The sequence below is a fragment of the Agrococcus phoenicis genome (assembly GCF_047302415.1).
In the GTDB taxonomy this organism is placed as follows: Bacteria; Actinomycetota; Actinomycetes; order Actinomycetales; family Microbacteriaceae; genus Agrococcus.
This window is the reverse complement of record NZ_CP154854.1, coordinates 2,797,571-2,822,860: the sequence shown is the minus strand read 5'-3', so window position 1 is coordinate 2,822,860 and position 25,290 is coordinate 2,797,571. Positions and strand designations below refer to the sequence as shown.

At 72.7% G+C, this 25,290-nt stretch carries 25 protein-coding genes; 14 read left to right on the top strand and 11 right to left on the bottom strand.

The window, feature by feature from the left end; all coding sequences use genetic code 11:
- Positions 1-73: 73 nt before the first annotated feature.
- Positions 74-814, bottom strand: coding sequence for a MerR family transcriptional regulator (locus AA0Z99_RS13605; protein ID WP_413318251.1), 741 nt, complete (start codon positions 812-814; stop codon positions 74-76).
- A 75-nt stretch (positions 815-889) separates the two neighbouring features.
- Between AA0Z99_RS13605 and AA0Z99_RS13600 the strand changes: the two genes are divergently transcribed.
- The 4 genes from AA0Z99_RS13600 (at position 890) to AA0Z99_RS13585 (ending at position 3,567) form a co-directional block, all read left to right on the top strand.
- Positions 890-1,312 (top strand): fluoride efflux transporter FluC, encoded by a 423-nt coding sequence (locus tag AA0Z99_RS13600; RefSeq protein ID WP_413318249.1) that lies wholly within the window; start codon positions 890-892, stop codon positions 1,310-1,312.
- Complete coding sequence (locus AA0Z99_RS13595; protein WP_413318247.1) at positions 1,309-1,683, top strand: fluoride efflux transporter FluC; 375 nt, start codon at positions 1,309-1,311, stop codon at positions 1,681-1,683. Before AA0Z99_RS13600 ends, AA0Z99_RS13595 begins: the two co-directional genes overlap by 4 nt.
- A gap of 135 nt (positions 1,684-1,818) precedes the next feature.
- Positions 1,819-2,025, top strand: a complete 207-nt coding sequence (locus tag AA0Z99_RS13590; RefSeq protein ID WP_413318245.1) for a DUF3073 domain-containing protein — start codon at positions 1,819-1,821, stop codon at positions 2,023-2,025.
- A gap of 147 nt (positions 2,026-2,172) precedes the next feature.
- Positions 2,173-3,567: an L-serine ammonia-lyase gene (locus tag AA0Z99_RS13585; RefSeq protein ID WP_413320883.1), complete on the top strand. Its 1,395-nt coding sequence runs from the start codon at positions 2,173-2,175 to the stop codon at positions 3,565-3,567.
- Positions 3,568-3,670: 103 nt separating this feature from the next.
- Here AA0Z99_RS13585 and AA0Z99_RS13580 read toward each other — a convergent pair whose 3' ends face one another.
- The 3 genes from AA0Z99_RS13580 to purM form a co-directional block, all read right to left on the bottom strand.
- Positions 3,671-4,033, bottom strand: coding sequence for a hypothetical protein (locus AA0Z99_RS13580; RefSeq protein ID WP_413318243.1), 363 nt, complete (start codon positions 4,031-4,033; stop codon positions 3,671-3,673).
- 121 nt (positions 4,034-4,154) lie between these two features.
- Entirely contained in the window at positions 4,155-4,691 is a 537-nt protein-coding gene (locus AA0Z99_RS13575) for a DUF4190 domain-containing protein (RefSeq protein ID WP_413318241.1), read from the bottom strand.
- Positions 4,692-4,829: 138 nt separating this feature from the next.
- The gene (gene purM, locus AA0Z99_RS13570; RefSeq protein ID WP_413318239.1) at positions 4,830-5,924 is read right to left on the bottom strand and encodes a phosphoribosylformylglycinamidine cyclo-ligase; all 1,095 of its coding nucleotides are present in this window, start codon (positions 5,922-5,924) and stop codon (positions 4,830-4,832) included.
- A gap of 131 nt (positions 5,925-6,055) precedes the next feature.
- On the opposite strand from purM, the gene tdh reads away from it, so the two are divergent.
- Positions 6,056-7,099 (top strand): L-threonine 3-dehydrogenase, encoded by a 1,044-nt coding sequence (gene tdh, locus AA0Z99_RS13565; protein ID WP_413318237.1) that lies wholly within the window; start codon positions 6,056-6,058, stop codon positions 7,097-7,099.
- Positions 7,100-7,109: 10 nt separating this feature from the next.
- Complete coding sequence (locus tag AA0Z99_RS13560; RefSeq protein WP_413318235.1) at positions 7,110-8,288, top strand: glycine C-acetyltransferase; 1,179 nt, start codon at positions 7,110-7,112, stop codon at positions 8,286-8,288.
- Between the two features lie 411 nt (positions 8,289-8,699).
- On the opposite strand, the gene AA0Z99_RS13555 is transcribed toward AA0Z99_RS13560, so the two are convergent.
- Positions 8,700-9,560 (bottom strand): SDR family oxidoreductase, encoded by an 861-nt coding sequence (locus tag AA0Z99_RS13555; RefSeq protein WP_413318233.1) that lies wholly within the window; start codon positions 9,558-9,560, stop codon positions 8,700-8,702.
- Between the two features lie 113 nt (positions 9,561-9,673).
- Here AA0Z99_RS13555 and purF point away from each other — a divergent pair, with 113 nt between their 5' ends.
- Positions 9,674-11,131: an amidophosphoribosyltransferase gene (gene purF, locus AA0Z99_RS13550; protein ID WP_413318231.1), complete on the top strand. Its 1,458-nt coding sequence runs from the start codon at positions 9,674-9,676 to the stop codon at positions 11,129-11,131.
- Positions 11,132-11,167: 36 nt separating this feature from the next.
- On the opposite strand, the gene AA0Z99_RS13545 is transcribed toward purF, so the two are convergent.
- Complete coding sequence (locus tag AA0Z99_RS13545; protein WP_413318229.1) at positions 11,168-12,280, bottom strand: hypothetical protein; 1,113 nt, start codon at positions 12,278-12,280, stop codon at positions 11,168-11,170.
- 5 nt (positions 12,281-12,285) lie between these two features.
- A complete protein-coding gene (locus AA0Z99_RS13540; RefSeq protein WP_413318227.1) occupies positions 12,286-12,783 on the bottom strand; it encodes a hypothetical protein in 498 nt (165 codons plus the stop codon).
- A 122-nt stretch (positions 12,784-12,905) separates the two neighbouring features.
- Here AA0Z99_RS13540 and AA0Z99_RS13535 point away from each other — a divergent pair, with 122 nt between their 5' ends.
- A complete protein-coding gene (locus AA0Z99_RS13535; RefSeq protein ID WP_413318225.1) occupies positions 12,906-14,282 on the top strand; it encodes a short-chain fatty acid transporter in 1,377 nt (458 codons plus the stop codon).
- Positions 14,283-14,403: 121 nt separating this feature from the next.
- Here the strand turns inward: AA0Z99_RS13535 and AA0Z99_RS13530 are convergent, their stop codons facing one another.
- Positions 14,404-15,369 (bottom strand): hypothetical protein, encoded by a 966-nt coding sequence (locus AA0Z99_RS13530; protein WP_413318223.1) that lies wholly within the window; start codon positions 15,367-15,369, stop codon positions 14,404-14,406.
- 32 nt (positions 15,370-15,401) lie between these two features.
- Positions 15,402-15,767, bottom strand: coding sequence for a sterol carrier family protein (locus tag AA0Z99_RS13525; RefSeq protein WP_413320881.1), 366 nt, complete (start codon positions 15,765-15,767; stop codon positions 15,402-15,404).
- 158 nt (positions 15,768-15,925) lie between these two features.
- On the opposite strand from AA0Z99_RS13525, the gene purD reads away from it, so the two are divergent.
- Positions 15,926-17,185 carry a phosphoribosylamine--glycine ligase gene (gene purD, locus AA0Z99_RS13520; RefSeq protein WP_413318221.1) on the top strand — a complete coding sequence of 420 codons (1,260 nt, stop codon included), beginning with the start codon at positions 15,926-15,928 and terminating at the stop codon, positions 17,183-17,185.
- Positions 17,182-18,060 (top strand): phosphoribosylaminoimidazolesuccinocarboxamide synthase, encoded by an 879-nt coding sequence (locus AA0Z99_RS13515; RefSeq protein ID WP_413318219.1) that lies wholly within the window; start codon positions 17,182-17,184, stop codon positions 18,058-18,060. The genes purD and AA0Z99_RS13515 overlap by 4 nt, the downstream gene beginning before the upstream one ends.
- 39 nt (positions 18,061-18,099) lie before the next feature.
- Here the strand turns inward: AA0Z99_RS13515 and AA0Z99_RS13510 are convergent, their stop codons facing one another.
- Entirely contained in the window at positions 18,100-19,002 is a 903-nt protein-coding gene (locus AA0Z99_RS13510) for a neutral zinc metallopeptidase (RefSeq protein WP_413318217.1), read from the bottom strand.
- A 130-nt stretch (positions 19,003-19,132) separates the two neighbouring features.
- Here AA0Z99_RS13510 and purS point away from each other — a divergent pair, with 130 nt between their 5' ends.
- Genes purS through AA0Z99_RS13495 form a run of 3 tightly spaced genes read left to right on the top strand, consistent with a single transcriptional unit; the run spans position 19,133 to position 20,623 of the window.
- Entirely contained in the window at positions 19,133-19,393 is a 261-nt protein-coding gene (purS, locus tag AA0Z99_RS13505) for a phosphoribosylformylglycinamidine synthase subunit PurS (RefSeq protein ID WP_413318215.1), read from the top strand.
- Positions 19,390-20,079 carry a phosphoribosylformylglycinamidine synthase subunit PurQ gene (gene purQ, locus AA0Z99_RS13500; RefSeq protein ID WP_413318213.1) on the top strand — a complete coding sequence of 230 codons (690 nt, stop codon included), beginning with the start codon at positions 19,390-19,392 and terminating at the stop codon, positions 20,077-20,079. The genes purS and purQ overlap by 4 nt, the downstream gene beginning before the upstream one ends.
- 52 nt (positions 20,080-20,131) lie before the next feature.
- Positions 20,132-20,623 carry a DUF3817 domain-containing protein gene (locus AA0Z99_RS13495; RefSeq protein WP_413318211.1) on the top strand — a complete coding sequence of 164 codons (492 nt, stop codon included), beginning with the start codon at positions 20,132-20,134 and terminating at the stop codon, positions 20,621-20,623.
- Positions 20,624-20,701: 78 nt separating this feature from the next.
- Here the strand turns inward: AA0Z99_RS13495 and AA0Z99_RS13490 are convergent, their stop codons facing one another.
- Positions 20,702-22,744, bottom strand: coding sequence for an Ig-like domain-containing protein (locus AA0Z99_RS13490; RefSeq protein ID WP_413318209.1), 2,043 nt, complete (start codon positions 22,742-22,744; stop codon positions 20,702-20,704).
- A 206-nt stretch (positions 22,745-22,950) separates the two neighbouring features.
- Between AA0Z99_RS13490 and purL the strand changes: the two genes are divergently transcribed.
- Positions 22,951-25,239, top strand: a complete 2,289-nt coding sequence (purL, locus tag AA0Z99_RS13485; protein ID WP_413318208.1) for a phosphoribosylformylglycinamidine synthase subunit PurL — start codon at positions 22,951-22,953, stop codon at positions 25,237-25,239.
- The last annotated feature ends 51 nt before the right edge of the window (positions 25,240-25,290 follow it).

Here is a 25,290-nt window from a genome sequence, read left to right as displayed (position 1 = left end):
CGATCCTCCCACCAACGCCCGAGGGGCGGATCCGGCGAGCGCCGCATCCGCCCCTCAACCGACTATGAATCGGCTAGCGCCTGCGCTGCTCCACGAACGCGCGCATCGCGTCGCGCACGAACCTCGCGGCCTCCGTGCCGCCGTAGGTGGCGGCGAACCGCTCGTCGGCGACGTACATGTCGCCCAGACCCGCGAAGGCCTCGAGCTCGGGCTCGCGCTGCCAGCTCGCCCCGACCCAGCGGTAGTGGCGCTCGACGAGCGCCTGCACCGCCTCGGCATCGGGGGCGTCGCCTGCTGCGCGCGCGGCGTCGTAGCCCGCGGCGAGCGCGACGTGCTCCTGCTGGAAGGCCTGCCGCTCGTCGGCGGACCGCTGCTCCCACCAGGTGTTGCTGCGCTTCCAGGCTTCCGCGCCCCATCGCTCGCTGACCTCCTGCTCGTACTGGCGGTGATCGAAGCCGTCGAGCGCTGCTTCTGCCTCCATGGCTGTTCCTCTCTCTCGTGCCCGCAGCGTCTGCTGGACCGCGCGGATCTGTCGTCGGATGCGCGTCGCCTCGCGCTCGAGGTCGACGAGGTGCGCCGCGAGCGCCTCCTCGTCGGATGCGCGCTCCAGGCTCTCGGCGATCGCGGGGATCCCCACGCCCAGCCCTCGCAGCAGCAGGATGCGCTGCAGCCGGGTGAGCGATGCCTCGTCGTACCAGCGCATGCCGCCCGCATCGGTGCGGGAGGGGTGCAGGATGCCCACGGCGTCGTAGTGCCGCAAGGTGCGGCTCGAGATGCCCGCGAGCTTCGCGATGCGCTGGATCGACCACTCCATGCTCGCGACGCTAGACCTTGACGTTGCGTCAACGTCAAGCGGCCGGGCTCGGCGCGCGCGGCATACGCTGGGCCGATGCAGCTGCGATCGGTGCTCGCCGTCTTCCTCGGCGGTGCGCTCGGCACAGCCACCCGGGCGCTGCTGCAGGAGGCCCTGCCGGAGTGGTGGCTGCTCTTCGCCGTCAACGCCCTCGGCTCCGCGCTGCTCGGGCTGTCGGTCGCGGCCCTGTCGACGGCGCCCGCCTGGCTGCGGCACGGCGTCGGCGCCGGGGTGCTGGGCGGCTTCACGAGCTACAGCGCGGTCGCCGTCGCGAGCGCGAGCGCGACCGCGACCACCGGCGGTTGGGGGATGGCGGCCCCTGCCCTGCCCGGGATCGCGATCGCGCTCGGCATGCTCGCCGTGAGCCTGCTGGGCGCGTGGCTCGGGCTCGTGCTCGGTCGCCGACTCGCCGCCAGGGCGCCGGCGGGCCGACGCCCCGATGACAGCGGGGCCGCATGACGCCGCTCGAGCTGCTGGCGATCGCGGGCGCCGGGGGCGCCGGCGCTGTGGCGCGCTTCGCCGCCGGCCTCCTCGATCGCGCGCGCCCTGAGCGCGCGACCATGGCGGTCAACGTCGTCGCGAGCCTGCTGGCCGGGTTCTGCACCACCCTCCTGCCGCTCGACGAGACGTGGCGCGCGGTGCTCATCACCGGCTTCTGCGGCGGTTTCTCCACCTACTCCGCGTTCGCCGTGCAGGTCGTCGAGCTCGCCGAGCGCCGTCGTGCCGGCCTGGTCGCGGCGACCGTGGCGCTGACGCTGGTCGGCGGCGCCGCCGCCGCGGGACTGGGGATGCTGCTCGGGGCGCTCCTCGTGCCCGCGAGCGCGATCTGACGCACTGCGCATGCCGTGCTGCGGCACAGGCGATCGACAGCCGCGGTGATACGATGCAGGTTGGACTTGGAAGAGGAAGTTCTCCCACCGTCCGTCGGCCACAGCGAGCCGGCGCCAGTAGCAAGGGGGTCCAGCATGGGTCGTGGTCGCCAGAAGGCAAAGCACACGAAGATCGCGCGTGAGCTGAAGTCGTTCAGCCCCGACGTGAACTACAACGCGCTCCAGGCAGAGCTGGGTGGTGCGGAGAGCTCCGTCGACGTCGACAAGTGGGCCGACTACGCCGGCTACGACGCGGAGAGCGACGACTACGCTGACGAGTACCAGACGGGCCGCACCGCCTGAGCTGACACGATCGGCTCCAGGCGCTCACAGCAGCGAAGGAGCTGATCGTTCGTGACCTCGCACGCCATCACCAACGGCAAGAGGGTCGAGCCGACGGAGGTCGGCAGCCATGCGACGGCCACCGCGCCGGTCTTCGAGTCGCTCTCGGTGCTCGACCTGTTCAAGATCGGCATCGGCCCCTCCTCCTCGCACACCGTCGGCCCCATGCGCGCCGCGCTCGACTTCGTCGGGCAGCTCGAGTCGACCGGGAGGTTCGGCGAGGCCGTCCGCCTGCGCGTCGACCTGCTCGGTTCGCTCGGCGCCACCGGCTCCGGTCACGGCACCGACACCGCGATCATCCTCGGACTCTCCGGCCTCGCGCCCGACACCGTCGAGACGGAGCAGATCACCGCGACACTCGACGCCGTGCGCTCCTCCGGGGAGCTGTCGCTCGGAGGCCGCGCGGTCGTGCCGTTCGACGAGGCGAAGGTGTTCGTCTTCCGGCCGCTGACGGTGCGCCGCGAGCACCCGAACGCGCTCCGCATCACGGCGTACGATGCATCCGACGACACCATCGCGACCGCCGGCTACTACTCGATCGGCGGCGGCTTCGTGATGCGCCACGACGAGGGAGACGTGCTCTCCCCCGTGCCGGCGCCGGCCGAGCAGGCGCACCCCGTCGCGCATCCGTTCACGAACGGCGACCAGCTGGTGGCGCTCTGCCGCGAGACGGGCCTGTCGGTCGCCGAGCTGATGCTGGAGAACGAGACCGCGTGGCGCTCGCGCGAGGAGACGATCGCGCAGCTCGAGCGCATCTGGGTGGTGATGCAGGAGTGCGTCGCGCACGGGATCGAGACGCCAGGCATCCTGCCCGGCGGGCTCGACGTGAAGCGGCGCTCGAAGGAGTGGCACGCGAAGCTGCTCGAGCGCGACGAGGCACCCAAGTCGGGCCGCCCCGACCTGCTCGAGGGCATGGAGTGGGTCAACCTCTACGCGCTCGCGGTCAACGAGGAGAACGCGGCAGGCGCGCGCGTGGTCACCGCGCCGACGAACGGCGCCGCCGGCATCATCCCGGCGGTCATGCACTACGCCGACCGCTTCGCGAACTGCGTCGAGGACGACCTGTCGTGGCAGGTGCGGTTCCTGCTCGTGGCCGGCGCGATCGGCATCATCATCAAGTCGAACGCGTCCATCTCCGGTGCGGAGGTCGGATGCCAGGGCGAGGTCGGCTCAGCGTGCGCGATGGCGGCGGCCGGGTTCGCCGCGGTGCTGGGAGCGACCCCCGAGCAGATCGAGAACGCCGCGGAGATCGGCATCGAGCACAACCTGGGGCTCACGTGCGACCCGATCAAGGGGCTCGTGCAGATCCCGTGCATCGAGCGCAACGCCATGGCGAGCGTCAAGGCGATCAACGCGGCGCGGATGGCGAAGCAGGGCGACGGCACGCACTACGTCTCCCTCGACACGGCGGTCGAGACGATGCGCCGCACCGGTGCGGACATGAGCGACAAGTACAAGGAGACCGCGCTCGGCGGACTCGCCGTCGCCTACATCGAGTGCTGACCCGGGCGGGCGCCCTCGCTGTCCGCCGTGCGCTCGATCGCCGGAGACGACGAACGGCCCGCCGATCGGCGGGCCGTCCCGAGGTGGGGTCGCTGCGCGGGGCTCAGTAGCCGTAGCTCGACGCGAACGCGGCGATGACGATGATCGGCACCACGATGGTCCAGAACACGATGTGCCAGACGAAGCCGAGGATCGAGAGCACGAGGCCCCAGATCGCCATCGTCTTGCCGGCCGGCTCCTTGGCGAGGCCGATGCCGGAGAGCACCGCGCCGGCGATCGCGTTCAGGAACAGCGGCAGGATGATGCTCGAGATGCCGAGGATGAGGCCCCACAGCGAGAGCGTCTTGCTCGTGGAGGCGGGCGCGGCGTAGTTGCCGTAGGCCTGGTCGGTGGGCTGGTAGGCCTGGTAGCCGGCCGCGGGCTGCGCGGGCTGCTGAGCGGGCTGCTCCGGGGGCGTGTAGGTCATGGTGTCCTCGCGTGATGGGATGCGGGTGCAGGGGACGCGAGCGCGTCGCCAACAGCCTACGGGCAAGTACCCCGGAATCGCACCGTCACGCAGGTCTGGGCACCCGGGCGACGGGGATGCCTCAAGCGAGCGCGCCGAAGAGCATCGCGCCGAAGAAGGCCCCGAACGGCAGCAGGTACACGAGCAGCACGAGCAGCAGCCCGAGCGCCGAGCAGACCGTGCCGACCATCGCCAGCACCCGCCCGGCCGGCTCGCGCTTCAGCGCGACCAGCCCGAAGACGACGCCGAGCACCGGCACGACGACGAGCAGCCAGGCGAACAGCAGCGAGCACACCCCGAGCACGAGCGCCGTGATGGAGAGGCCGCGCGAGGGCTGCGCGACGTAGGCGTAGGAGGGCGCCTGGTAGACGGGGACGCCGTAGGGCATGACGTTCGACGCCTGCGCGGCTGCCGGGTGGATCAGCGGTGCGTCTCGGCCTTCGAACGGCGCGTACTGCGGAGGAGCGTACTGCGGGGGCGCGGAGCGCTGGGGCATCGCGTGCGGGGGTGAGGCGTACCTCGTCGCGTGCTGCGACGGCGCTGCCTGCTGCCGCGCACCGTCGACCTGTGGCCGCGCCTCGTGCTCACGCGGCCGGAACCGGTCGGGATCCGAGGGCATCCCGCTACCTCCTTCGCGATCGAGACGCTCCGTACCCGGAGGCGCCCAAGCGTGTGCCACGGTACGCCGCTCGGCTCGGGGCAACCTGGACGTGGGCGGGCAATCTGCCCCGCGCCGCCCGCGGCGGCAGCCGCGGCATCAGCGGTAGTGGCCGCTCAAGCGCACCGCGCCGCCGTCGACGCCCTTCGCGCCCTGCACCCAGCCCTGCCCATCGGCTCGCGCCGGCGCCTGCTCGACGCTGCCGACGACGAAGGCGGGGATCCCCGATCGCTCGCTGCGGGCGATCACGCCCTCGGCGTCCGCAGCGTCGACCACCACGAGCATGCCGAGGCCCAGGTTCCAGGTGCCCTCCGCCTCGGTGAGCGGGAAGCCGCCGAGCGCCGCGAGCGCCGCGAACACCTCGGGCACCTGCCAGCCCCCTCGATCGAGCTCCGCCGCCGTCCCCTGCGGCAGCACCCGCGCCAGGTTGGCCGCGATGCCGCCGCCCGTCACGTGCGAGATGGAGCGGATGCCGAGGCCGGCATCGAGCATGCCCAGCAGCGGGAGCGTGTAGAGCCGGGTCGGCTCGAGCAGCGCCTCCGCCGCGACGCCGCCGAGCTCGTCGACACGGTCGGTGAGCGCGATGCCGCGCTCCGCGAGCACGTGGCGCACGAGCGAGAAGCCGTTCGAGTGCAGCCCGGAGGATGCCATGGCGACCACGACGTCGCCGCTGCGGACGCGCTCGGCGCCCAGCACCGCATCCGCCTCCACCACGCCGACCGCGGCGCCGGCGACGTCGTAGTCGTCGGGCTCCATGACGCCAGGGTGCTCGGCCGTCTCGCCGCCGACCAGCGCCGTGCCGGTGGCCTCGCAGGCCTCGGCGATGCCGCGCACGATGTCCGCGATGCGCTCGGGCACCACGCGCCCGGTGGCGATGTAGTCCGTCATGAACAGCGGCTTCGCGCCGACCACCACGATGTCGTCGACGACCATCCCCACGAGGTCCTGCCCGATGGTGTCGTGCTTGTCGATCGCCTGCGCGAGGGCGATCTTCGTGCCGACGCCGTCGGTGGAGGTGGCGAGCAGCGGCTTGCGGTAGGCGCCGACGGCCGAGAGGTCGAACAGTCCGGCGAAGCCGCCGAAGCCGCCCAGCACCCCGGGGCCGTGCGTGCGGGAGACCGCGGCCTTCATGAGCTCCACGGCGCGGTCGCCCGCCCCGGTGTCGACGCCGGCGGACGCATACGGATCGGTCATGCCTCCAGGCTACCGAGCGCGGCGAGCCATCCCGCGCCGAGCGCTCCCGGGCGTCGGGAGGTCGCCGGGGCGCCGGGCGCAGGTGGCAGGATGGGCGACGGCACACCCACCCACTGTCGATGGAGACGTCCATGCACGCACTCGTGACCCGAGGCACGCCAGGGCTCGAGCTGGTCGAGATCCCCGAGCCCGAGACACCACCGGGGCACGTGAAGGTGCGCGTGCTGCGCGCCGGCATCTGCGGGACCGACCTGCACATCGACGCCTGGGATGCGTGGGCGCAGTCCGCGGTGCTGCCCGGCGTCACCGTCGGGCACGAGTTCTGCGGCGAGATCGTGGAGGTGGGCGCGGGCGTCACCGACTTCGTCGTCGGGCAGCTCATGAGCGGCGAGGGTCACGTCGTCTGCGGCCACTGCCGCAACTGCCGCGCCGGGCGCCGGCACCTCTGCATCCGCACCTCCAACCTGGGCGTGCAGCGCGACGGCTGCTTCGCCGAGCTCGTGGTGATCCCCGCATCGAACGTCTGGGTGCACCCGGGCGTGACAGCCGCGACCGCCACGGAGCAGCAGCTCGATGTCTTCGGCGTCTACGACCCCTTCGGCAACGCAGTGCACACCGCGCTGAAGTTCCCGGTGATCGGCGAGGACGTGCTCGTCACGGGAGCCGGACCGATCGGGCTGATGGCGGCGATGGTGGCGCGGCACGCGGGCGCCCGCCACATCGTGATCACCGATCTCTCGCAGGCGCGCCTCGAGCTCGCCCGCTCCCTCGGGTTTCGCGCGCTCGACCCGCGCGACGAGGATCTCGCGACGGTGCAGCGCGAGCTCGGCATGACGGAGGGGTTCGACGTGGCGCTGGAGATGTCGGGAGCCCCCGCCGCGCTGGTCGGCATCATCGAGAACCTCAACTTCGGCGGTCGGATGGCGATGCTCGGGCTGCCCTCGGCGCCCATCGAGCTCGACTTCGGCAAGGTCGTCTCGCACATGCTCACCATCCAGGGCATCTACGGGCGCGAGATGTTCGAGACCTGGTACGCCATGGCGGCGATGGCCCAGACGGGCCTCGACGTCTCCCCCGTCATCACCGACCGCTTCGCGTTCTCCGACTGGGAGCACGCCTTCGACCGAGCCCGCGCCGGCAGCGCCGGCAAGGTCATCCTCGACTTCACCCGCTAAAGGAGACCCCGTGTTCTCGATCAAAGACTCCCTCGCCGACGAGCTCGCCGAGATCGAGGCCGCCGGCCTCACCAAGCGCGAGCGCGCCATCGACTCGCCGCAGGCGGCCACCGTGGTCGCCGGCGGGCAGCAGGTGCTGAACTTCTGCTCCAACAACTACCTGGGGCTCGCCGACCACCCCGAGATCGTGGCTGCCGCGAAGGCCGCGCTCGACGATTGGGGCTTCGGCATGGCCTCGGTGCGCTTCATCTGCGGCACGCAGACGCAGCACCTCGAGCTCGAGTCGCGCCTCGCGTCGTTCCTCGGCCAGGAGGCGTGCATCCTCTACTCCTCCTGCTTCGACGCGAACGGCGGCTTGTTCGAGACGCTGCTGGGCCCTGACGACGCCGTGATCTCCGACGCCTTGAACCACGCGTCGATCATCGACGGCATCCGCCTGTCGAAGGCCGCGCGCTACCGCTACGCGAACCGCGACATGGCCGAGCTCGAGGCACGGCTGCAGGAGGCAGCGGGCGCACGGCGACGCCTGATCGTCACGGACGGCGTGTTCTCGATGGACGGCTACCTCGCGCCCTTGGAGGCGATCTGCGACCTGGCGGAGCGCTACGACGCCATGGTGATGGTCGACGACTCCCACGCCGTCGGCTTCACGGGGCCCTCCGGCGCCGGCACCCCCGAGCACGCGGGGGTGCCGGATCGCGTCGACATCATCTCCGGCACGCTCGGCAAGGCCCTCGGCGGCGCCTCCGGCGGCTACATCGCCGCGCGCGCAGAGATCGTCGACCTGCTGCGCCAGCGATCGCGCCCCTACCTCTTCTCGAACGCGCTCGCGCCCTCCGTGGTGGCCGGCTCGCTCAAGGCGCTCGACCTCGTCGAGGGCGCCGGGGAGCTGCGGGAGCAGCTGCAGCGCGGCACCGCGCGCTTCCGGGCCGGCATGGAGGAGGCAGGCTTTGAGCTGCTGCCCGGCGAGCACCCGATCACCGCCGTGATGTTCCACGACGCGCGGCTGGCTGCAGACATGGCGGATGCGATGCTCGCCGAGGGCGTCTACGTCACCGCGTTCTCGTTCCCCGTCGTGCCTCGCGGCGAGGCCCGCATCCGCGTGCAGCTCTCCGCCGCGCACTCGGATGAGGACGTGGACCGCGCGGTGGCCGCGTTCGCGGCCGCGCGCGACCGCGTCACTTCCTGACGCGCGACCGCCACCCGCCGACGCGAGGCTGCCGCGCACAACGCAAGCCGCGGCAGCGCGAGCGGCGGGCAGTACGACAGCGCGAGGCGCGCGGGCCGCGGGAAGCGGCTCGCGGGCTTGCGCTATGCCACGAGCGGGCGGCGCAGGAGTGCGGGCGGGCGGCGCAGAAGTGCGGGCGGATGGCGCTGTGGTGAGGGCGACGGCAGCGGTGAGGGCAGGTGGCTCGGGGGCGGGGGCTGGCCGCGTGCGCAGGCGGGCGTGCCCTCGTGCACAACGCAAGCCGGTGCAGCCCGGTCGGCGGGCAGCTGAGGCGGCGCAAGCCCGCGGGCCGCAGGAAGCGGCTCGCGGGCTTGCGTTGTGCCCAGGGCGGGCGGCAGGGCCGCCGGCAGGGCGGCCGGCAGGGCGCTCGGGCTAGAAGACCGGCTTGCCGCCGGTGACGCCCAGGACGGTGCCTGAGACGTAGCTCGCCTCGTCGCTCGCGAGGTAGACGAACGCGGTCGCGACCTCGATCGGCTGCCCGGGACGGCCGAGCGGCGCGTTCATGCCGAAGTCGGCCACGCTCGGCTTCGTCGTCGGCTGCAGCGGGGTCCAGATCGGGCCGGGCGCGACGGCGTTCACGCGGATGCCGCGCTCGCCGATCTGCGCCGCCAGGTTCACCGTGAAGTTGTTGATCGCGGCCTTCGTCGAGGCGTAGTCGAGGAGCGTCTCGGAGGGCTCGAAGGCCTGGATCGACGAGCAGTTGATGATGCTCGCGCCCTCCTGCAGGTGCGGCAGCACCGCGCGCGTCAGGTTGAACATCGCGAAGATGTTGGTCTCGTAGGTCTGGCGCAGCTGGTCGTCGCTGATGTCGTCGAGCGACTCCTGCGCCATCTGGTAGCCGGAGTTGTTGACGAGCACCTCGAGGCCGCCGAGCTCCTCGATGGCCTTCGCAGCGAGCTCGCGGTTCGCCTCGTCGGTGCGCTGGTCGCAGGGCACGGTCACGCAGCGACGGCCGGCGGCCTCGACCTGACGGCGCGTCTCGTCGGCGTCCTCCTGCTCCTGCGGCAGGTAGGCGATCGCGACATCGGCGCCCTCCTTCGCGAAGGCGATCGCGGTGGCCCGGCCGATGCCGGAGTCGCCGCCGGTGATGAGCGCGCGCTTGCCCTCGAGGCGCCCGCGGCCCGTGTAGCTCGTCTCGCCGTGGTCGGGCACCGGCTGCAGCGCCGCGGTGCGGCCAGGCCACTCCTGCGACTGCTCGGGCAGGTGCTTGATGGACTCGGTGTCGGGATTCATGTACCCCACAATGCTCCCGGATGCTGGGTGTCTCGTGGACGGCCCGCGGCATCCGTGAGCACTCGACGGTCGATAGGCTTGGTCGTCAGCCCCGCGACAGAAGGAGCTCGCCCGTGTGCGGCATCGTCGGCATCGTCTCCGACTCGAGCGTCAACCAGCAGGTCTACGACGCCCTGGCCCTGCTGCAGCATCGGGGGCAGGACTCCACGGGCATCGCGACGGCCCAGGGCCGCTCCATCCACGTGCGCAAGGCCAAGGGCCAGGTGCGCGAGGCGTTCCGCACCCGCGACATGCGCGCGCTGCTGGGCGACATCGGGCTCGGGCACGTGCGCTACGCGACCCGCGGCGAGGCGGAGAACGAGCTCGAGGCGCAGCCGTTCTACGTGAATGCCCCCTACGGCATCGTGCTCGTGCACAACGGCAACCTGACCAACTCGCGCGAGCTCGAGCAGGAGCTCGCCACCGTCGACCACCGGCACGTGAACACCGGCAGCGACACCGAGATGCTCGTCAACGTGCTCGGCTCCGAGCTGCAGACCCTGGTCGCATCCGGCGCGCTCGACGCCGATCGCGTCTTCAGCGCCGTGCGCCGCGTGCACGAGCGCGTGCGCGGCTCCTACGGCGTGATCGCGATCATCGCCGGTCACGGCATGCTCGCCTTCCGCGACCCGTACGGCATCCGCCCCCTGGTGCTCGGCTCGCGCCGCAGCACCAAGGGCCGCACCGAGTGGATGGTGGCGAGCGAGTCGGTCGCGCTGACGGGCTCCGGCTTCACGCTCGAGCGGGACGTGCGGCCGGGCGAGGCGATCTTCATCGCGCCCGACGGCGAGCTCATCGCCGAGATGACGCACGAGAGCCCGGTGCTGCTGCCCTGCTCGTTCGAGTACGTCTACCTCGCCCGACCCGACTCGGTGATGAACGGCATCAACGTCTACGAGTCGCGGCTGCGCATGGGCGAGCGCCTGGCCGACACCATCGCGCAGTACACCCCCTCCGGCAGCATCGACGTGGTCATGCCGATCCCCGACTCGTCCCGTCCGGCGGCGATGGAGGTCGCCCGCCGCCTGGGCATCGAGTACCGCGAGGGGTTCTACAAGAACCGCTACGTCGGCCGCACCTTCATCATGCCGGGGCAGGCGACGCGCAAGAAGTCGGTGCGGCAGAAGCTGAACGCGCTCGAGAGCGAGTTCCGCGGCAAGAACGTGCTGGTCGTCGACGACTCGATCGTGCGCGGCACGACGAGCCGAGAGATCGTCGAGATGATGCGCGCCGTCGGCACGAACTCGGTCACCTTCACCTCGGCGGCACCACCGGTGCGCTACCCGCACGTCTACGGCATCAACATGCCCTCGCGCTCCGAGCTCATCGCATCCGGGCGCTCGATCCCCGAGGTGAACGCCCAGCTCGGCAGCGACTTCCTCGTCTACCAGGAGGTCGACGACCTGCAGCGGGCCATCATCGAGGGCACCGACATCACCGGGCTCGACCTGTCCTGCTTCACGGGCGAGTACGTGACCGGCGACGTCACGCCCGAGTACCTCGACTGGGTCGAGCGCACGCAGCTGAGCTAGCGGGAGCGCCGCGCCGCGATCCGGGGGCTCGGACGGCTAGGCGGCGCGCACGCTGCTGCGCGGGCCCGGAGCCCACACCCCGATGCCCGCCACGAGGCACGCGATGGCGGCGCCGAGCACCACGTCCGCGAGCGGCACCGCGCTCAGCAGCAGCGCCGCGAGCGTCGCGCCCGCGGCACCCGCGAGCACGATGAGCGCCGAGCCCCCCGGGGCGAGGCGCTGCCCCGAGCGCCGAGCGACCTCGACGAGGGCGACGGATGCGGCCAGCGCGATCCCGAGGCCGGCTGCGGCCACGAGGTCGAGGGTGCCGGGGCGGGCGATCGGCGCGATCAGCGCCGCGGCCCCGCCGACGGTGGCGAGCGTCGCGGCGGAGGTGCCGCCGAACCGCTCGACGACCATCGCCAGCGGCGGGCCCAGCAGCGCACCGAGCGCGAGGGTGAGCGCGATCGGGCCGGCCGGCTGCGGTTCCTCGGCACCGATCGCCGACAGGCCCGGCCGCAGCGCGGCGAGCGCGACGGCGCCGGCCGCGGCGACCGCGAGGAGCGCCAGCAGGGGCACGGCCAGGCGCGCGGCCGCCGTGCCGCCGTCCGCGCTGCCCGGCTCTGCGGGCGCCGTGCCGGCAGCGGCGGGCACCGGGGAGGAGGCGACGAGCACGACCGCGAGCAGCTGGAGGACCACCCCGAGCATGAGCGCCGTGCTGAGACCGCCGGAGGGCAGCAGCGCGGCTGCCGCGACGATCGCGACCCCCGCGGCCGCGGCGAGCAGCGTCGGGGCAGGACGCACGCGCGGCGCGAGCGCGGGGTCGTCGCCGACGGCGAGCCGCATGCCCGCGATCTGGGCGCCGGCCGCGAGCCCGAGCACCGCGGCGATGGGCAGCTGGGGCGGCTGGCCGAGCACCACGAGCGCCGCGGCGATCCCGACGCTCGCGGACACCAGTGCCGAGGAGACCAGCAGGATGGTGCGCGCGCCCATGCGCGCCGGCGCCAGCAGGCCGACGGCGCCGGCAGCGGTCGCCGCGGCCGTGCCGAGGGCGAGCGCCACCGCGCCGCCGTCGCGCGAGACCGCATCCGTCGCCAGCGCCGCGGCCGCCAGCCCGAGCACCACCCAGGCGAGCGCGTGCGCCGCACTGAACCTGGAGCGCCGGGCCACGATGCTCAGGGCTCGCGGCGGTCGTCGGGCTCGCCGGGGCTGGCGCCGTCCGGGCGGCCGGGGCGGGCGGCACCGCCCCGCTCGTCGAGCGGCTCGAACGCCGCCTCGACGGTCGGCGCCGCATCCTCCACCGGCTCGCCCTCGATCGTCGCCTCGGGCTCCTCGACATCGGTCTGCTCGGCGACGAGCGTGGTGCTGCGCTTCGCGAGCGAGCGGTCGATGATCACCGCCACCAGGCCGCCGAGGCCGGCGCCCACCACGAAGCCGCCGACCACCACGAGACCGATGACCGCGGTCGTGTCGACGACGCGACCCATCTCGTCGACGGGTGTGGGCATGACCATCGCCGTGACCCACGCTGCGACGGCACCGAGCACCGCGCCGATCGCCATGAACGTGCCGTAGCGCGGCGAGCGGCGCACCCGCACCTCGACGTCGTGGCGGCGCGCGCGGCTGGCGCGGTCGCCGTCGGGTGCGGCGGCGGAATCGGGCGTCTCGTGCATCCCCCGATCATCCCATCCCACCGGAGCGCGCGGGCGGGGCGCACCGCATCCGCGCCACTACTGTCGACCGTGGAGCCTGTGGCCCCTGACGTCCCGCCCACTGCTGCACAACGAGGTGAACCATGTCGAAGCGTCCTGCCGGAACCCCGTCCTCCGGCGCCCCGCTCGCTCGCGCGATGCGACCCATCAACACCGTCGTCGAGCGATGGATCCCCTCGGCGCTCGTCTTCGCGATCGTGCTCACGGCGATCGTCGCGCTGCTGGCGCTGACGGTCACGCAGACGAACCCCGTCGAGGTGGTGTCGGCCTGGGGCGACGGCCTCGCGGGCCTGCTCGCCTTCATGACGCAGATGGCGCTGATCCTGCTGCTGGGGCACATGCTGGCCAACACCCGGCCGGTGCGCAGGCTGCTGACCGCGCTCTCCGCGCTCCCCCAGACGCCGCTGCAGGCCTACCTGTTCGTGTTCGTGATCGCCGCGGTCGCGTCGCTCATCACCTGGGGCCTCGGACTCGTGGTCGGCGGGCTGCTGGCGCGCGAGGTCGCGGCATCCGGCAAGGAGCGCGGGCTCACGCTGCACTTCCCGATGCTCGTCGCCGCGGGCTTCTCCGGCTTCGTCGTGTGGCACATGGGCTACTCGGGATCCGGCCCGCTCACCGCGGCCACGCCCGACTCCTTCATCGCCGAGCACCTCGGCGGCGAGGTCATCCCGATCACCGCGACGACCTTCGCGCTGCCCAACATGATCGGCGCGGTCGCCACGATCGTCGTCGTCGCGGTCGCGCTCTCGCTGGTCGCGCCGCGCGGCAGCGACACGATCGTCGAGCTGCAGCACGACCTGCGCGAGCAGCGCGCGGAGCAGGAGGAGGAGGTCGTCACGCCGGCCGACCGCATCGACGGCAGCCGCATCGTCACGCTGCTCGTCGGCGCAGCGCTCGTCTGCTACCTCGTCGTGCACTTCGTGCAGGGCGGCACGCTCACGCTCGACATCGTCAACTGGTCGTTCCTGGCGCTCATCTTCCTGCTGGTGAAGAACCCCTTCGAGATCATCAGGCTCACGAAGGAGGCCGCCTCGAACGTGGGCGAGATCCTGCTGCAGTTCCCGCTCTACGCCGGCATCCTCGGCATCATGACGGGCTCGGGCCTGATCCAGGTCTTCTCCGACTGGTTCGTCTCGGTCTCCACGCCGACGACCTTCGGCATCCTCGCCCTGCTGTCGGCAGGCCTCGTGAACTTCTTCGTGCCCTCCGGCGGCGGCCAGTTCGCGGTGCAGGCGCCGATCCTGCTCGACGCCGCGGAGCGCCTCGGCGTCGACCCCGCCATCCCGATCATGGCGGTGGCCTACGGCGACCAGTGGACGAACATGATCCAGCCCTTCTGGGCCCTGCCGCTGCTGGCGATCGCGGGACTGAAGATGCGCGACATCCTCGGCTACACCACCATCACGCTGCTCGCGTCGGGCGCGGTGTTCGCGGCCATCCTGCTGCTCTGGTCGCTCTGAGCGGAGCGCTCGCGCAGCCCCGCGGCGGCCGGGTGATGCGAGCGGCCCGTGCATGGCGCCCGGGCCGCTCGTCGGTCGCAGCGGATGCGGGGGTGCGGCAGCGGGCGCTGCCGCGGATCCGTCAGCGGTGGCGGAAGAGCGAGTTGGTGCTCAGCGAGGTCTTCGACAGCGACGCGCTCGTCAGCGAGGACCGCACGAGCGACGAGCCCCGGCGGCGGATGCGCTCGGTGTCGGCCGCGTCGAGCTGGCCGACGAGCGCCTCGGTCGCGGCGTCGAAGTGCATCGGCAGCCCCTCGGCGGCGCGCTGCGCCGCGGCCTTGGCGACGCGACGCGCCTGATCGGCGGCGCGCTTCGCCTCCTGCTGCGGCTGCTGCGTCGCCTGCTGCGTGCGGCTGTCGACGCGCTGGCGGAGCTGCTCGATGCGCTGCAGGCGGTCGCCGCCGGGCAGCTGCTGGGTGTGCTGCGGCTGCGGGGCGCGACCCTGCTGCGCATCCTGCCCGCTCTGCATGCGCTGGCCCTGGCCCTGCTGCTGGCCCTGGCCGAGGTAGGGCTGCCCGATCTGCTGCCCCTGGCCGAGGTAGGGCTGGCCCGCCTGCTGCCCCTGGCCCTGCCGCGGCGCCTGGCGCTGCGCCTGCGAGGCCTGCTGACCGCCCTGCCGGGTGCGCTCCTGCTCGACCGCAGCGGCAGCCGCCTCGATGCGCTCGCGCCACGACTGCGGCACCTTGTTGACGAGGTGCTCCGCCTGCGAGGAGGCGCTGCCGGCGCGCTGCGCTGCCTCGCGCTGCACCTGCTGCACACCGGAGCGGGCCTGAGCCGACGCCCGGCCCGCGGCGCCGCGCAGCTGCTGCCGCAGCGCCCCGAAGCCGCCGCGCATCAGCAGGAAGCCGATGAACGTGCAGGCGAAGGCCACCAGCAGCGGCACGAGCGCAGTCTCGAGCGCCCCCTCGACACCGACGACGATCGCCGACTGCGCGACCCACGGCAGCCACTGCAGCAGGGACGGCACGCCGTTCAGTAGCAGGATGATGCCGATCACGAACATCACCAGCGGGCCGATCCAGCCCTGCGGTCTCACCACCTGCGCCATGTGCTCAGTATGGCGCGCTCACCCTGGACCGCCTAGGCAGACAGGCGCACGAGCGGCAACCACGCCGAGACGTCGGCGCGCACGCCGGAGGCGTGCACGGCTCCGCGACCCATCGCCGCCGCCCACCCCTCGCGCCCGGTCGCGAGCGCGAGCCAGGTCGCGACGTCGGTCTCGATCACGTTCGGTGGGGTGCCGCGGGTGTGACCCGGCCCCTCCACCGCCTGCACGGCCCCGAAGGGCGGCACCCGCACCTCGACGCTCTTGCCGGGCGCCCGCTCGGCGAGGCACTGCAGCGTGTAGCGCACCGCGAGCGCCGTCTGCGGCCGCGAAGCTCCGGGCGCCAGCGCGGCGCGCACGGCATCCATGCCGTCGATGTCGGGGATGCGCTTGGCCACGATCAGAGGCTAGTGCTGGCCGCCGACGCGCCGTGCGCCTCCCGCACGCCAGGTCGCGATCGGTCGCCCCGCGGCGCGCCCACGCCCCGACCAGCGCCTTCACCGGCGATGCATCGGGCCCGCTGGCCCCGACACCGGCGCATCGTTCGTAGAATGGGCGGGTGCGGATCCTGGTTCTCGGCAGCGGCGCGCGCGAGCACGCCATCATCGCGGCGCTCGTGGCGGAAGGCGGCCACGACATCACGGCCGCTCCCGGCAACGCCGGCATCCAGCGCGACGTGGAGGTGGTGCGCCTCGACATCAAGTCGCCGGAGCTCGTCACCGAGCTCGCGACCGAGGGAGGCTACGACCTCGTCGTGATCGGCCCCGAGGCGCCGCTCGTCGCCGGAGTGGCGGATGCGCTGCAGCGCGCCGGCGTGCCCGTCTTCGGGCCGACCCAGGCGGCCGCCCGCATCGAGGGCTCCAAGTCGTTCGCGAAGGACGTGATGGCGCGCGCGGGCGTGCCGACCGGCATCGACACCACCGCGACGACGCTCGACGAGGTGCGGGCCGCGCTGGATGCATCCACGCCCCCGTACGTGCTGAAGGCCGACGGTCTCGCCGCGGGCAAGGGCGTCATCGTCACCGAGGATCGCGAGGCCGCCGAGGCGCACGCCGAGCAGTTCCTGCCCGACGGCCCGATCCTCGTCGAGGAGTTCCTGGCGGGGCCAGAGGTCAGCCTCTTCGTCATCACCGACGGCACCGACGTCATGCCCCTCGCGCCCGCGCAGGACTACAAGCGGCTCGGCGACGGCGACTCGGGCCCGAACACCGGCGGCATGGGTGCCTACTCCCCGCTGCCCTGGCTCGCCGAGCGCTTCGGGAGCGAGCAGGCCTTCGTCGACGAGGTGATCGACCAGGTCGCGCTGCCCACGATCCGCGCGATGGCCGATGCGGGCACGCCCTTCGCCGGGCTGCTCTACTGCGGCCTCATCGTCACGCAGTCGGGCGTCAAGGTCATCGAGTTCAACGCGCGCTTCGGCGACCCGGAGACGCAGGTCGTGCTGCCGCGCATCGAGTCGGGCTTCGCGGATGCGCTGCTCGCCGCCGCGCAGGGCACGCTCGGCTCCGCCGCGCCACTGGTGTGGCGCGACTCGGCCGCGGTGACGGTCGTGCTCGCCAGCGAGGGCTACCCGGGGGATCCAGTGACCGGCCGAGCCATCACCGGCGTCGAGGCCGCAGAGGCGCTCGAGGGCGTGCGCGTGCTGCACGCGGCGACCGGCGAGGGCGAGCAGGGCCTGACCGCGACGGGCGGCCGGGTGCTGAACGTCGTCGGCACGGGCGCGACGCTCGCGGAGGCGCGCGAGCGGGCGTACGCCGCGCTCTCGCACATCGAGCTGCAGGGTGCGCAGGCTCGCACCGACATCGCGGCCGACGCATGACCGACAGCGCCGCTGCGCTCGCCGGCTGGAGCCTCGCCTACAGCGGCAAGGTGCGCGACCTCTACGTGGCCGAGGGCGCATCGCTCGAGTCGGCACCCGAGATGCTGATGGTCGCCTCCGACCGCGTCTCGGCCTTCGACCAGGTGCTCTCCCCGGCGATCCCCGGCAAGGGCCGGCTGCTGACGACGCTGACGCTGTGGTGGTCGGAGCGGTTGGACCTGCCGTCGCAGCTGGCGCAGGGCGCCGCGGAGCGCACCCCGGCTGCGGTGCGCGAGCGCGCGATGCTCGTGCGCACGCTCGACATGCTGCCGATCGAGTGCGTCGTGCGCGGGCGCGTGACCGGCTCGGGCCTGCAGGAGTACCGGCAGGTCGGCGCGATCTCCGGTGTGGCGCTGCCGTCCGGGCTGGGTGACGGCGCGGAGCTGCCCGAGCCGATCTACACCCCCGCGTGGAAGGCGCCGCAGGGGCAGCACGACGAGAACGTCTCCTTCGAGCGCACCGTCGAGCTCGTCGGGCGCGAGGACGCCGAGGCGATCCGCGACCTGAGCCTGTCGGTCTTCGCGCGCGCGTCGGCGATCGCCGCGGAGGCCGGGCTCGTGCTCGCGGACACGAAGTTCGAGTTCGGCCGCGACCGGGTCACGGGCGAGCTGCTGCTGGCGGATGAGGTGCTCACCTCGGACTCATCGCGGTACTGGGACGCCGAGGCGCTCGCGCAGGGCCGGGTCGAGTCGTTCGACAAGCAGATCGTGCGCGACTGGCTCGCGGCGAGCTGGGATGGCTCGGGCGATGCCCCGACGCTGCCGCCGGAGATCGTGGAGCGCACGGCGGCGCGGTATCGCGAGCTGATCGAGCGGCTGACGGGCGAGCCGGCGTAGCGCGCATCCGGCACGGCGGGCCTCCGACGCGATCGAGCGTCAGACCTCCGGGGCGTTCCAGGTGTCGCAGGCGCCCACGCCGCCGTTGAACCCGTTCGTGAGCCAGGTCATGCGCTGCTCGGCCGAGCCGTGGGTCCAGCTCTCGGGATTGACCCCGCCGCCGCCCATCTCCTGCAGCCGGTCGTCGCCGATGGTCTGCGCGGCATCCATCGCCTGCGCCATCTCCTCCTGCGTCGGCTCGAGCAGGACGGGGTCGCCGCCGTCGTCGTCGAGGGTCTGCGAGGCCGCCGCGATCCACGCGCCGGCGTAGCAGTCGGCTTGCAGCTCGCTGCGCACACCGGTCGACTGGGGGCCGCTGTCGCCCTGCTGCACGCGACCGAGCTGCCCGGTCACCTGCTGGATGTGGTGCCCCCACTCGTGCGCCAGCACGTAGAGCTCGGCGAGCGAGCCGCCCTGCGCACCGAACTGGTCGCGCATCTGCTGGAAGAAGGTGGTGTCGATGTAGATGCGCTGGTCCGGCGGGCAGTAGAAGGGGCCGACGGCGCTCGTCGCGCCGCCGCATCCGGTCTGCACCTGCCGGTCGAAGAGCTGCACCGTGGGATCGGCGTAGTCGATGCCGTTCGCCTCCATCGTCGCCGTCCAGAAGGCGGACATCGAGTCGGCGCCGCCCTCCATGCGACAGGTGACGTTCGCGGGGTCGTTCGCGTCCTCGCCCGTGCAGCCGGTCACCTCCTCGGTGCCCTGCTGCTGCGTCTGCGGGCTGATGGGGTCGCTCGGCGCGAGGCCGGTGAGGTCGACCCCGAACACCATGGAGATGATGACGAGGATGACGGTGACGATGCCGCCGCCGCCGACGGCGATCGCACCGCCACTCGGGCCGCGGCCACCGCCGCCCCTGCTCACCGTCGTGGTGTCGAAGTTCGCGTCGCCCCTGAAGGTCATGGGTGAACACTAGCCCGCTCGCCTCGACTCGTCGGCAGCCCTCCCCGCCGCTCCCGGGCATCCGCGGGCCCGCCGTCGTCCGTAGACTGGTGGTGCACCCCCGCCATCCCCAACCTCCAGGGAGCGACCCATGGCCCTCATCGTCGTCGACGTCATGCCCAAGGCCGAGATCCTCGACCCGCAGGGCAAGGCCGTGACCCGCGCGCTCGCGCGCCTCGGCCACGAGGCCGTCGGCGACGTGCGCGTCGGCAAGCGGTTCGAGCTGCGCGTCGAGGGCGAGGTGACGGAGGCGCTGCTGGAGCAGGTGCGCCAGGTCGCCTCCGAGGTGCTCGCCAACACGGTCATCGAGGATGTCGTCGGCGTGAGCGTGGTCGAGGAGGCCGGCGAGTGAGGGTCGGCGTCGTCACCTTCCCGGGCACGCTCGACGACCGGGATGCGCAGCGTGCCGTGCGCCTCGCCGGCCACGAGCCGGTGGCGCTCTGGCACGGCGAGCACGACCTGCATGGCGTCGACGCGCTCGTGCTGCCGGGCGGCTTCTCCTACGGCGACTACCTGCGCTGCGGTGCGATCGCCGCGCTCTCGCCGATCATGACCGAGGTCGTCGACGCGGCGAACCGGGGCATGCCGGTGCTCGGCATCTGCAACGGCTTCCAGATGCTCGCCGAGGCGCACCTGCTGCCCGGCGGCCTGGTGCGCAACGCCACCGGCGTCTTCGTGCGCCGCGACCAGCGGCTGCGGGTCGAGCGCACCTCGACGGCGTGGACGAACCGCTTCGAGGACGGTCAGGAGATCGTCATCCCGCTGAAGAACGGCGAGGGCCGCTTCGTGGCGACGCCCGAGGAGGTCCGGCGCATCGAGGGCGAGGGCCTCGTCGCCTTCCGCTACCTCGGCGACGACCCCAACGGGTCGATCGACGCCATCGCCGGGCTCTCGAACGCCAAGGGCAACGTCGTCGGCCTGATGCCGCACCCCGAGCACGCGGTCGAGCTGGGCTTCGGCCCGACGACGACGCGCATGAAGGCCGGGCTCGACGGGCTGGAGATCTTCCGGTCGGCGCTGGAGTCCGTCGCCGCGTGATGCGGTCTGCTGCGGCCGGATCGCACGAGCCAGGGCTATGTAGACTGACTACATGACGAACGCTGCTGCGCGCATCTCCGGCCTCACCCCCGAGCGGCTGTACCGGGCGCTGGCGATCGCGGAGGCCGTCACCTGGACGCTGCTGATCGTCGCGATGGTGGCGCGGTACGGCTTCTCGTTCGATCCGCTGGTGCCGATCGCCGGGCCGATCCACGGCTTCGTGTTCCTCTCCTACGCCGCGATGCAGCTCGTGGTCGGCCAGAACCAGCGCTGGCGCATCGGCACGGTGCTGGTCGGCATCCTCACCGCGGTCATCCCCTACGCCACCATCCCGTGGGAGCGCGGCCTCGCCCGGCGCGGGCTGCTCGAGGGCGCCTGGCGCACGGAGGCGAGCGACGACCCGCGCGACGCGCGCTGGATCGACCGGGCGTTCCGATGGGGGATCACCCACGCGGTGCTCGCCGCGATCATCGTCGTGGCGCTCGTGGCGATCGCCTTCGTGGTGCTGCTGAACGCCGGGCCGCCCACCGAGTGGTTCGACTGAGCAGCGACCGACCTCGTGAGGCAGTGACGGGGAGGGGCGATTCGCCCCTCCCCGTCACTGCGTCAGCGGCTCAGCCTGTCAGCGGAGCAGCCAGCCGAGCAGCCAGTGGAAGACGGCCACGACGGCCTTGACCACGCTGCTGCCGGCGTTGCCGTGGTGGTGCTGGTCGACATCCACCGTCACCGTCGCGGTGTCGGTGACGTCGCCCGAGCCGACGACGTACTGGATCGACGTCTCGCCCTTCTGGCGCGAGTGCGCGTCGAAGTGGATGCGGCCGTCGACGACCGTCCAGGTGCCGGCGCGCGTCGTCAGCCGCTCGACGAGCTCGCCGCCCTCGCCGACGATGCGCAGCGTGCTCGCGTCGAGCTCGCCGCCCTCGACGCGGTCGTTCGCGAGCACGTCGATCGTCACCTCGCCCTTCCGCGGGATCTCGACCGCGTCGTCCTGGGCGTCGACCGCGACCTCGACGGCACGCGTCACGTTCGCCGCGACCACCGCTGCGCCGTCGAAGCCGACGTTGTTCTCGAACCGGTAGTAGACCGAGGCCATGCCCTCGAAGCCCGCCGCGGGGGTGAACTCCACCTGCTGGTCGACGACGCGCCACGTGCCCTCGGCGGTCGTGCGCTCGGCCACCGGCCGCCCGTCGTGGTCCGAGATCGCGAGCGTCGACGGCACGATGACCGAGTTCCCCTCGGTGCTGTCGTTCGCGAGCACGTCGATGCGCACACTCGGCGACTGGCTGCTGAACTCGTGATCGATGAGCTCGCCGCGCGAGAGCACGCGCGGCGTCTGCACGCGGATCGAGGCGGTCGAGGTCGCCGCGGCGCCCTCGGTCGTCGCCACCGAGTACGTCACCAGGTCGGTGCCGTACGCGCCCTCCTCCGGCGCGAAGGCCAGCTGGCCGTCGACGACGCTCCACGTGCCGCGCTCGGACGCGAGCTCCGTGACGAGCGCGCCGGAGGCATCCACGAGTCGCAGCGATGCCGCGTCGAGCTCGGTGCCGGATGCGGCCACGTCGTTCGCGAGCACGTCGACCGTCGTGTCGGTGAAGTAGGGCGTCTCTGCCGCGTCGGCCGTCAGCGTCGGCGCGACGGCGGGCGCCTCGACCGTGACCGTGATGGTCGCGGTGTCGCTGGCGTAGCGGGAGTTGATGGAGAGGTAGTCGACCGTCGCGGTGCCGGTGAAGCCGGCTGCGGGCGTGAAGACGGCGCGGCCCTCGGCATCGCGCGTCCAGACGCCGACCCCGGGCTGCTCGACCGTGGCGACGCGGATGCCGGGCGTCACGGTGAAGCCCCAGGTGTCGAAGGTGGTGCCCGCGGGCGTCGCGTCGTTCGCGAGCACGTCGATCGCCACCGCGGCGCCGGGCTCGGTGGTCGCGGCGTCGTCGACCGCGTCGGGCGTGGGCGAGACGACGAGGTTGAGCGCGGTGGCTCGGGTCGACTGCCGCACCGAGTCCTGCACGACGTAGCGGATCGGGCCGTTGCCCCAGGAGCCGGCTGTCGGCTGGAACGAGATCTGCCCGTCGACGACCGCGAAGGTGCCCATCTCGTTGACGACCTCGGTCTGCGGCGAGCCCGCGGCGTCGAGGATGCGCAGCGTCCCGGGCTGCAGCGGGAACCGCTCGCCGGTGGTGCGGGAGGAGCCGGAGAGGTCGTTGGCGAGCACGTCGACCGTGATGGGCTGGTCGAGCGCGACCGTGGCGAAGTCTTGGAACGCGAGCGGTGCGTTGATGGTGCTGACCTGCACGCGCAGCGTCGCGGTCGCGGTGTCGCCGTCGGGGTCGGTGATGCGGTAGCTGATCGTGCGGGGGCCCGCGCGGCCGTCCGGCGGCGTGTGCGTGACGACGGCGCCGTCGGTCGACCACGAGCCGGAGAGGTCGTCGAACGCGCTCGTCGGGCGGCCGTTGGCGTCGAGCAGCTCGACGACCGTGCCGGCGGGAGCGGTGTCGTTGGCGAGCACGTCGACCGTGATCGAGTGGTTGGCGTCGACGGTCGCCGTGTCGTCGACGGCGGCCGTCGACTCGGCGGCGCTCGCCGGCAGTGCCGTGGCGACGGACAGCGTCGCGGCGAGCGCGACGGCGGTGACGCCCGCCGGGATGGCGCGGGCAGGTCGGAAGGTCATGGTCTCTCCTGAGGTGGTGCTCGGGGACGGCGCGGGCGCAGAGCCGCGCCCTCTGCCACCGAACCGCGCAGCGGTGAACGGGGCGTGAACCCGACGTGTCGGTCGCCTGCCCGTGTGCTGGCGGTCCGAGGCGCCCTGCCCGGGTGACCGGCGCATCCGCCGCCTCGGTAGGATCGAGGGCATCGAGCAGAGCTCTGAGGAGAGTCGTGACCGCAACCCCCACGCCCCGCGACACCGTCGAGGTCGCCGCCGCCAGCCCGGAGCGGGAGCAGCCCTACGCCGCGCTCGGGCTGAAGACCGACGAGTACGAGCGGATCCGCGAGATCCTCGGCCGTCGGCCCACGAGCGCCGAGCTCGCGATGTACTCGGTGATGTGGAGCGAGCACTGCTCCTACAAGTCCTCGAAGCGGCACCTGCGACGGTTCGGCGAGAAGGTCACGCCCGAGATGCAGGAGCGCCTCATGGTGGGCATGGGCCAGAACGCGGGCGTCATCGACGCCGGCGAGGGCTGGGCCGTGACCTTCAAGATCGAGTCGCACAACCACCCCTCCTTCGTCGAGCCCTTCCAGGGCGCCGCCACCGGCGTCGGCGGCATCGTGCGCGACATCATCTCGATGGGCGCGCGCCCGGTCGCGGTGATGGATGCGCTGCGCTTCGGCGACATCGACCACCCCGACACCGCGCGGGTCGTGCACGGCGTCGTGGGCGGCATCTCGTTCTACGGCAACTGCCTCGGCCTGCCGAACATCGGCGGCGAGACCGTCTTCGACGCGGTCTACCAGGGCAACCCGCTCGTCAACGCGCTGGCCGTGGGCGTGCTGCGCCACGAGGACCTGCACCTCGCCAACGCCACGGGCGTCGGCAACAAGGTCGTGCTCTTCGGCGCCCGAACGGGCGGCGACGGCATCGGCGGCGCGTCGATCCTCGCCTCCGAGTCGTTCGACGACGAGGGCCCCGCCAAGCGGCCGGCCGTGCAGGTGGGCGACCCCTTCGCCGAGAAGGTGCTCATCGAGTGCTGCCTCGAGCTCTACGCCGCCGGCGTCGTCGAGGGCATCCAGGATCTCGGCGCTGCCGGCATCTCGTGCGCGACGAGCGAGCTGGCCGCGAACGGCGACTCGGGCATGCAGGTCGAGCTCGACCACGTGCTGCTGCGCGACCCGACGCTCACGGCGGAGGAGATCCTCATGTCGGAGTCGCAGGAGCGCATGATGGCCGTCGTGACGCCCGCGAAGCTCGACGAGTTCCTCGCCATCACCGAGAAGTGGGATGTCGAGACGAGCGTGCTCGGCGAGGTCACCGGCGACGGCCGGCTCGTGATCACGCACTCGGGCGAGACGATCGTCGACGTCGACCCGAAGACGGTCGCGATCGACTCCCCCGTCTACGACCGCCCGCTCGAGCGCCCCATGTGGCAGGACGCGCTGCAGGCCGACACGGCCACCGCGCTCCCCCGCGTCACCGGCGCCGCGCTCGGCGACCAGCTGCGCGCGCTCGTCGGCAGCCCCAACCTGGCCGACGCATCCTGGATCACCGAGCAGTACGACGACTACGTGCTCGGCAACACGGCGCTCTCGATGCCCGATGACGCGGGCATGGTGCGCATCGACGAGGAGTCGGGGCTCGGCTTCGCCGTCTCGGTCGACGCGAACGGCCGCTACTGCCAGCTCGACCCGCGCGAGGGCGCGAAGGCGGCGCTCGCCGAGTCGTACCGCAACGTCGCCGTCTCGGGCGCGACGCCGGTGGGCGTGAGCGACTGCCTCAACTTCGGCAACCCCGAGATCCCCGCCGTGATGTGGCAGTTCTCCGAGGCCGTGGACGGCATCGCCGACGGCTGCGCAGAGCTCGGCATCCCCGTCACCGGCGGCAACGTCTCGTTCTACAACCAGACCGGCGAGACGCAGATCCACCCGACGCCCGTCGTCGGCGTGCTCGGCATCATCGACGACGTCGACCGCCGACTGCCCTCCGGCTGGCAGGACGACGGCCAGGCGCTGTTCCTGCTGGGCACCACGCGCGACGAGCTGGACGGCTCGGCGTGGGCAGGCGCCATCCACGACCACCTCGGCGGCCGCCCGCCGCTCGTCGACCTCGCAGCCGAGAAGCGGCTCGGCGGCCTCATGCAGGGCATCGCCTTCGAGGGGCTCGCCACCGCGGCGCACGACCTCTCCGAGGGCGGTCTCGCGATGGCCGTCGTGGAGGGTTCGCTGCGCTTCGGCATCGGCGCGCGCCTGTGGCTCTCGGGCCTGATGGAGCGCGACGGCATCGACGAGACGGCGGCGCTGTTCTCCGAGTCCGGGGCGCGCGCGCTCGTCGCGGTCGCCCGTGAGGACGAGGTGAAGTTCACCGGCATGTGCGAGGCGCGCGGCGTGCCCGTGCTGCGCATCGGCGTCACCGACGCGACGAGCGGCACCATCGAGGTGCAGGACGTCACGACGCTGGCGCTCGACGAGCTGCGCGCCACGAACCGTGCGACCCTCCGCTCGCGCTTCGCCTGACCCCGCCCCTGCGTCGACGCGCTCGACGCTCAACCGGCCTCACGGTCGCCC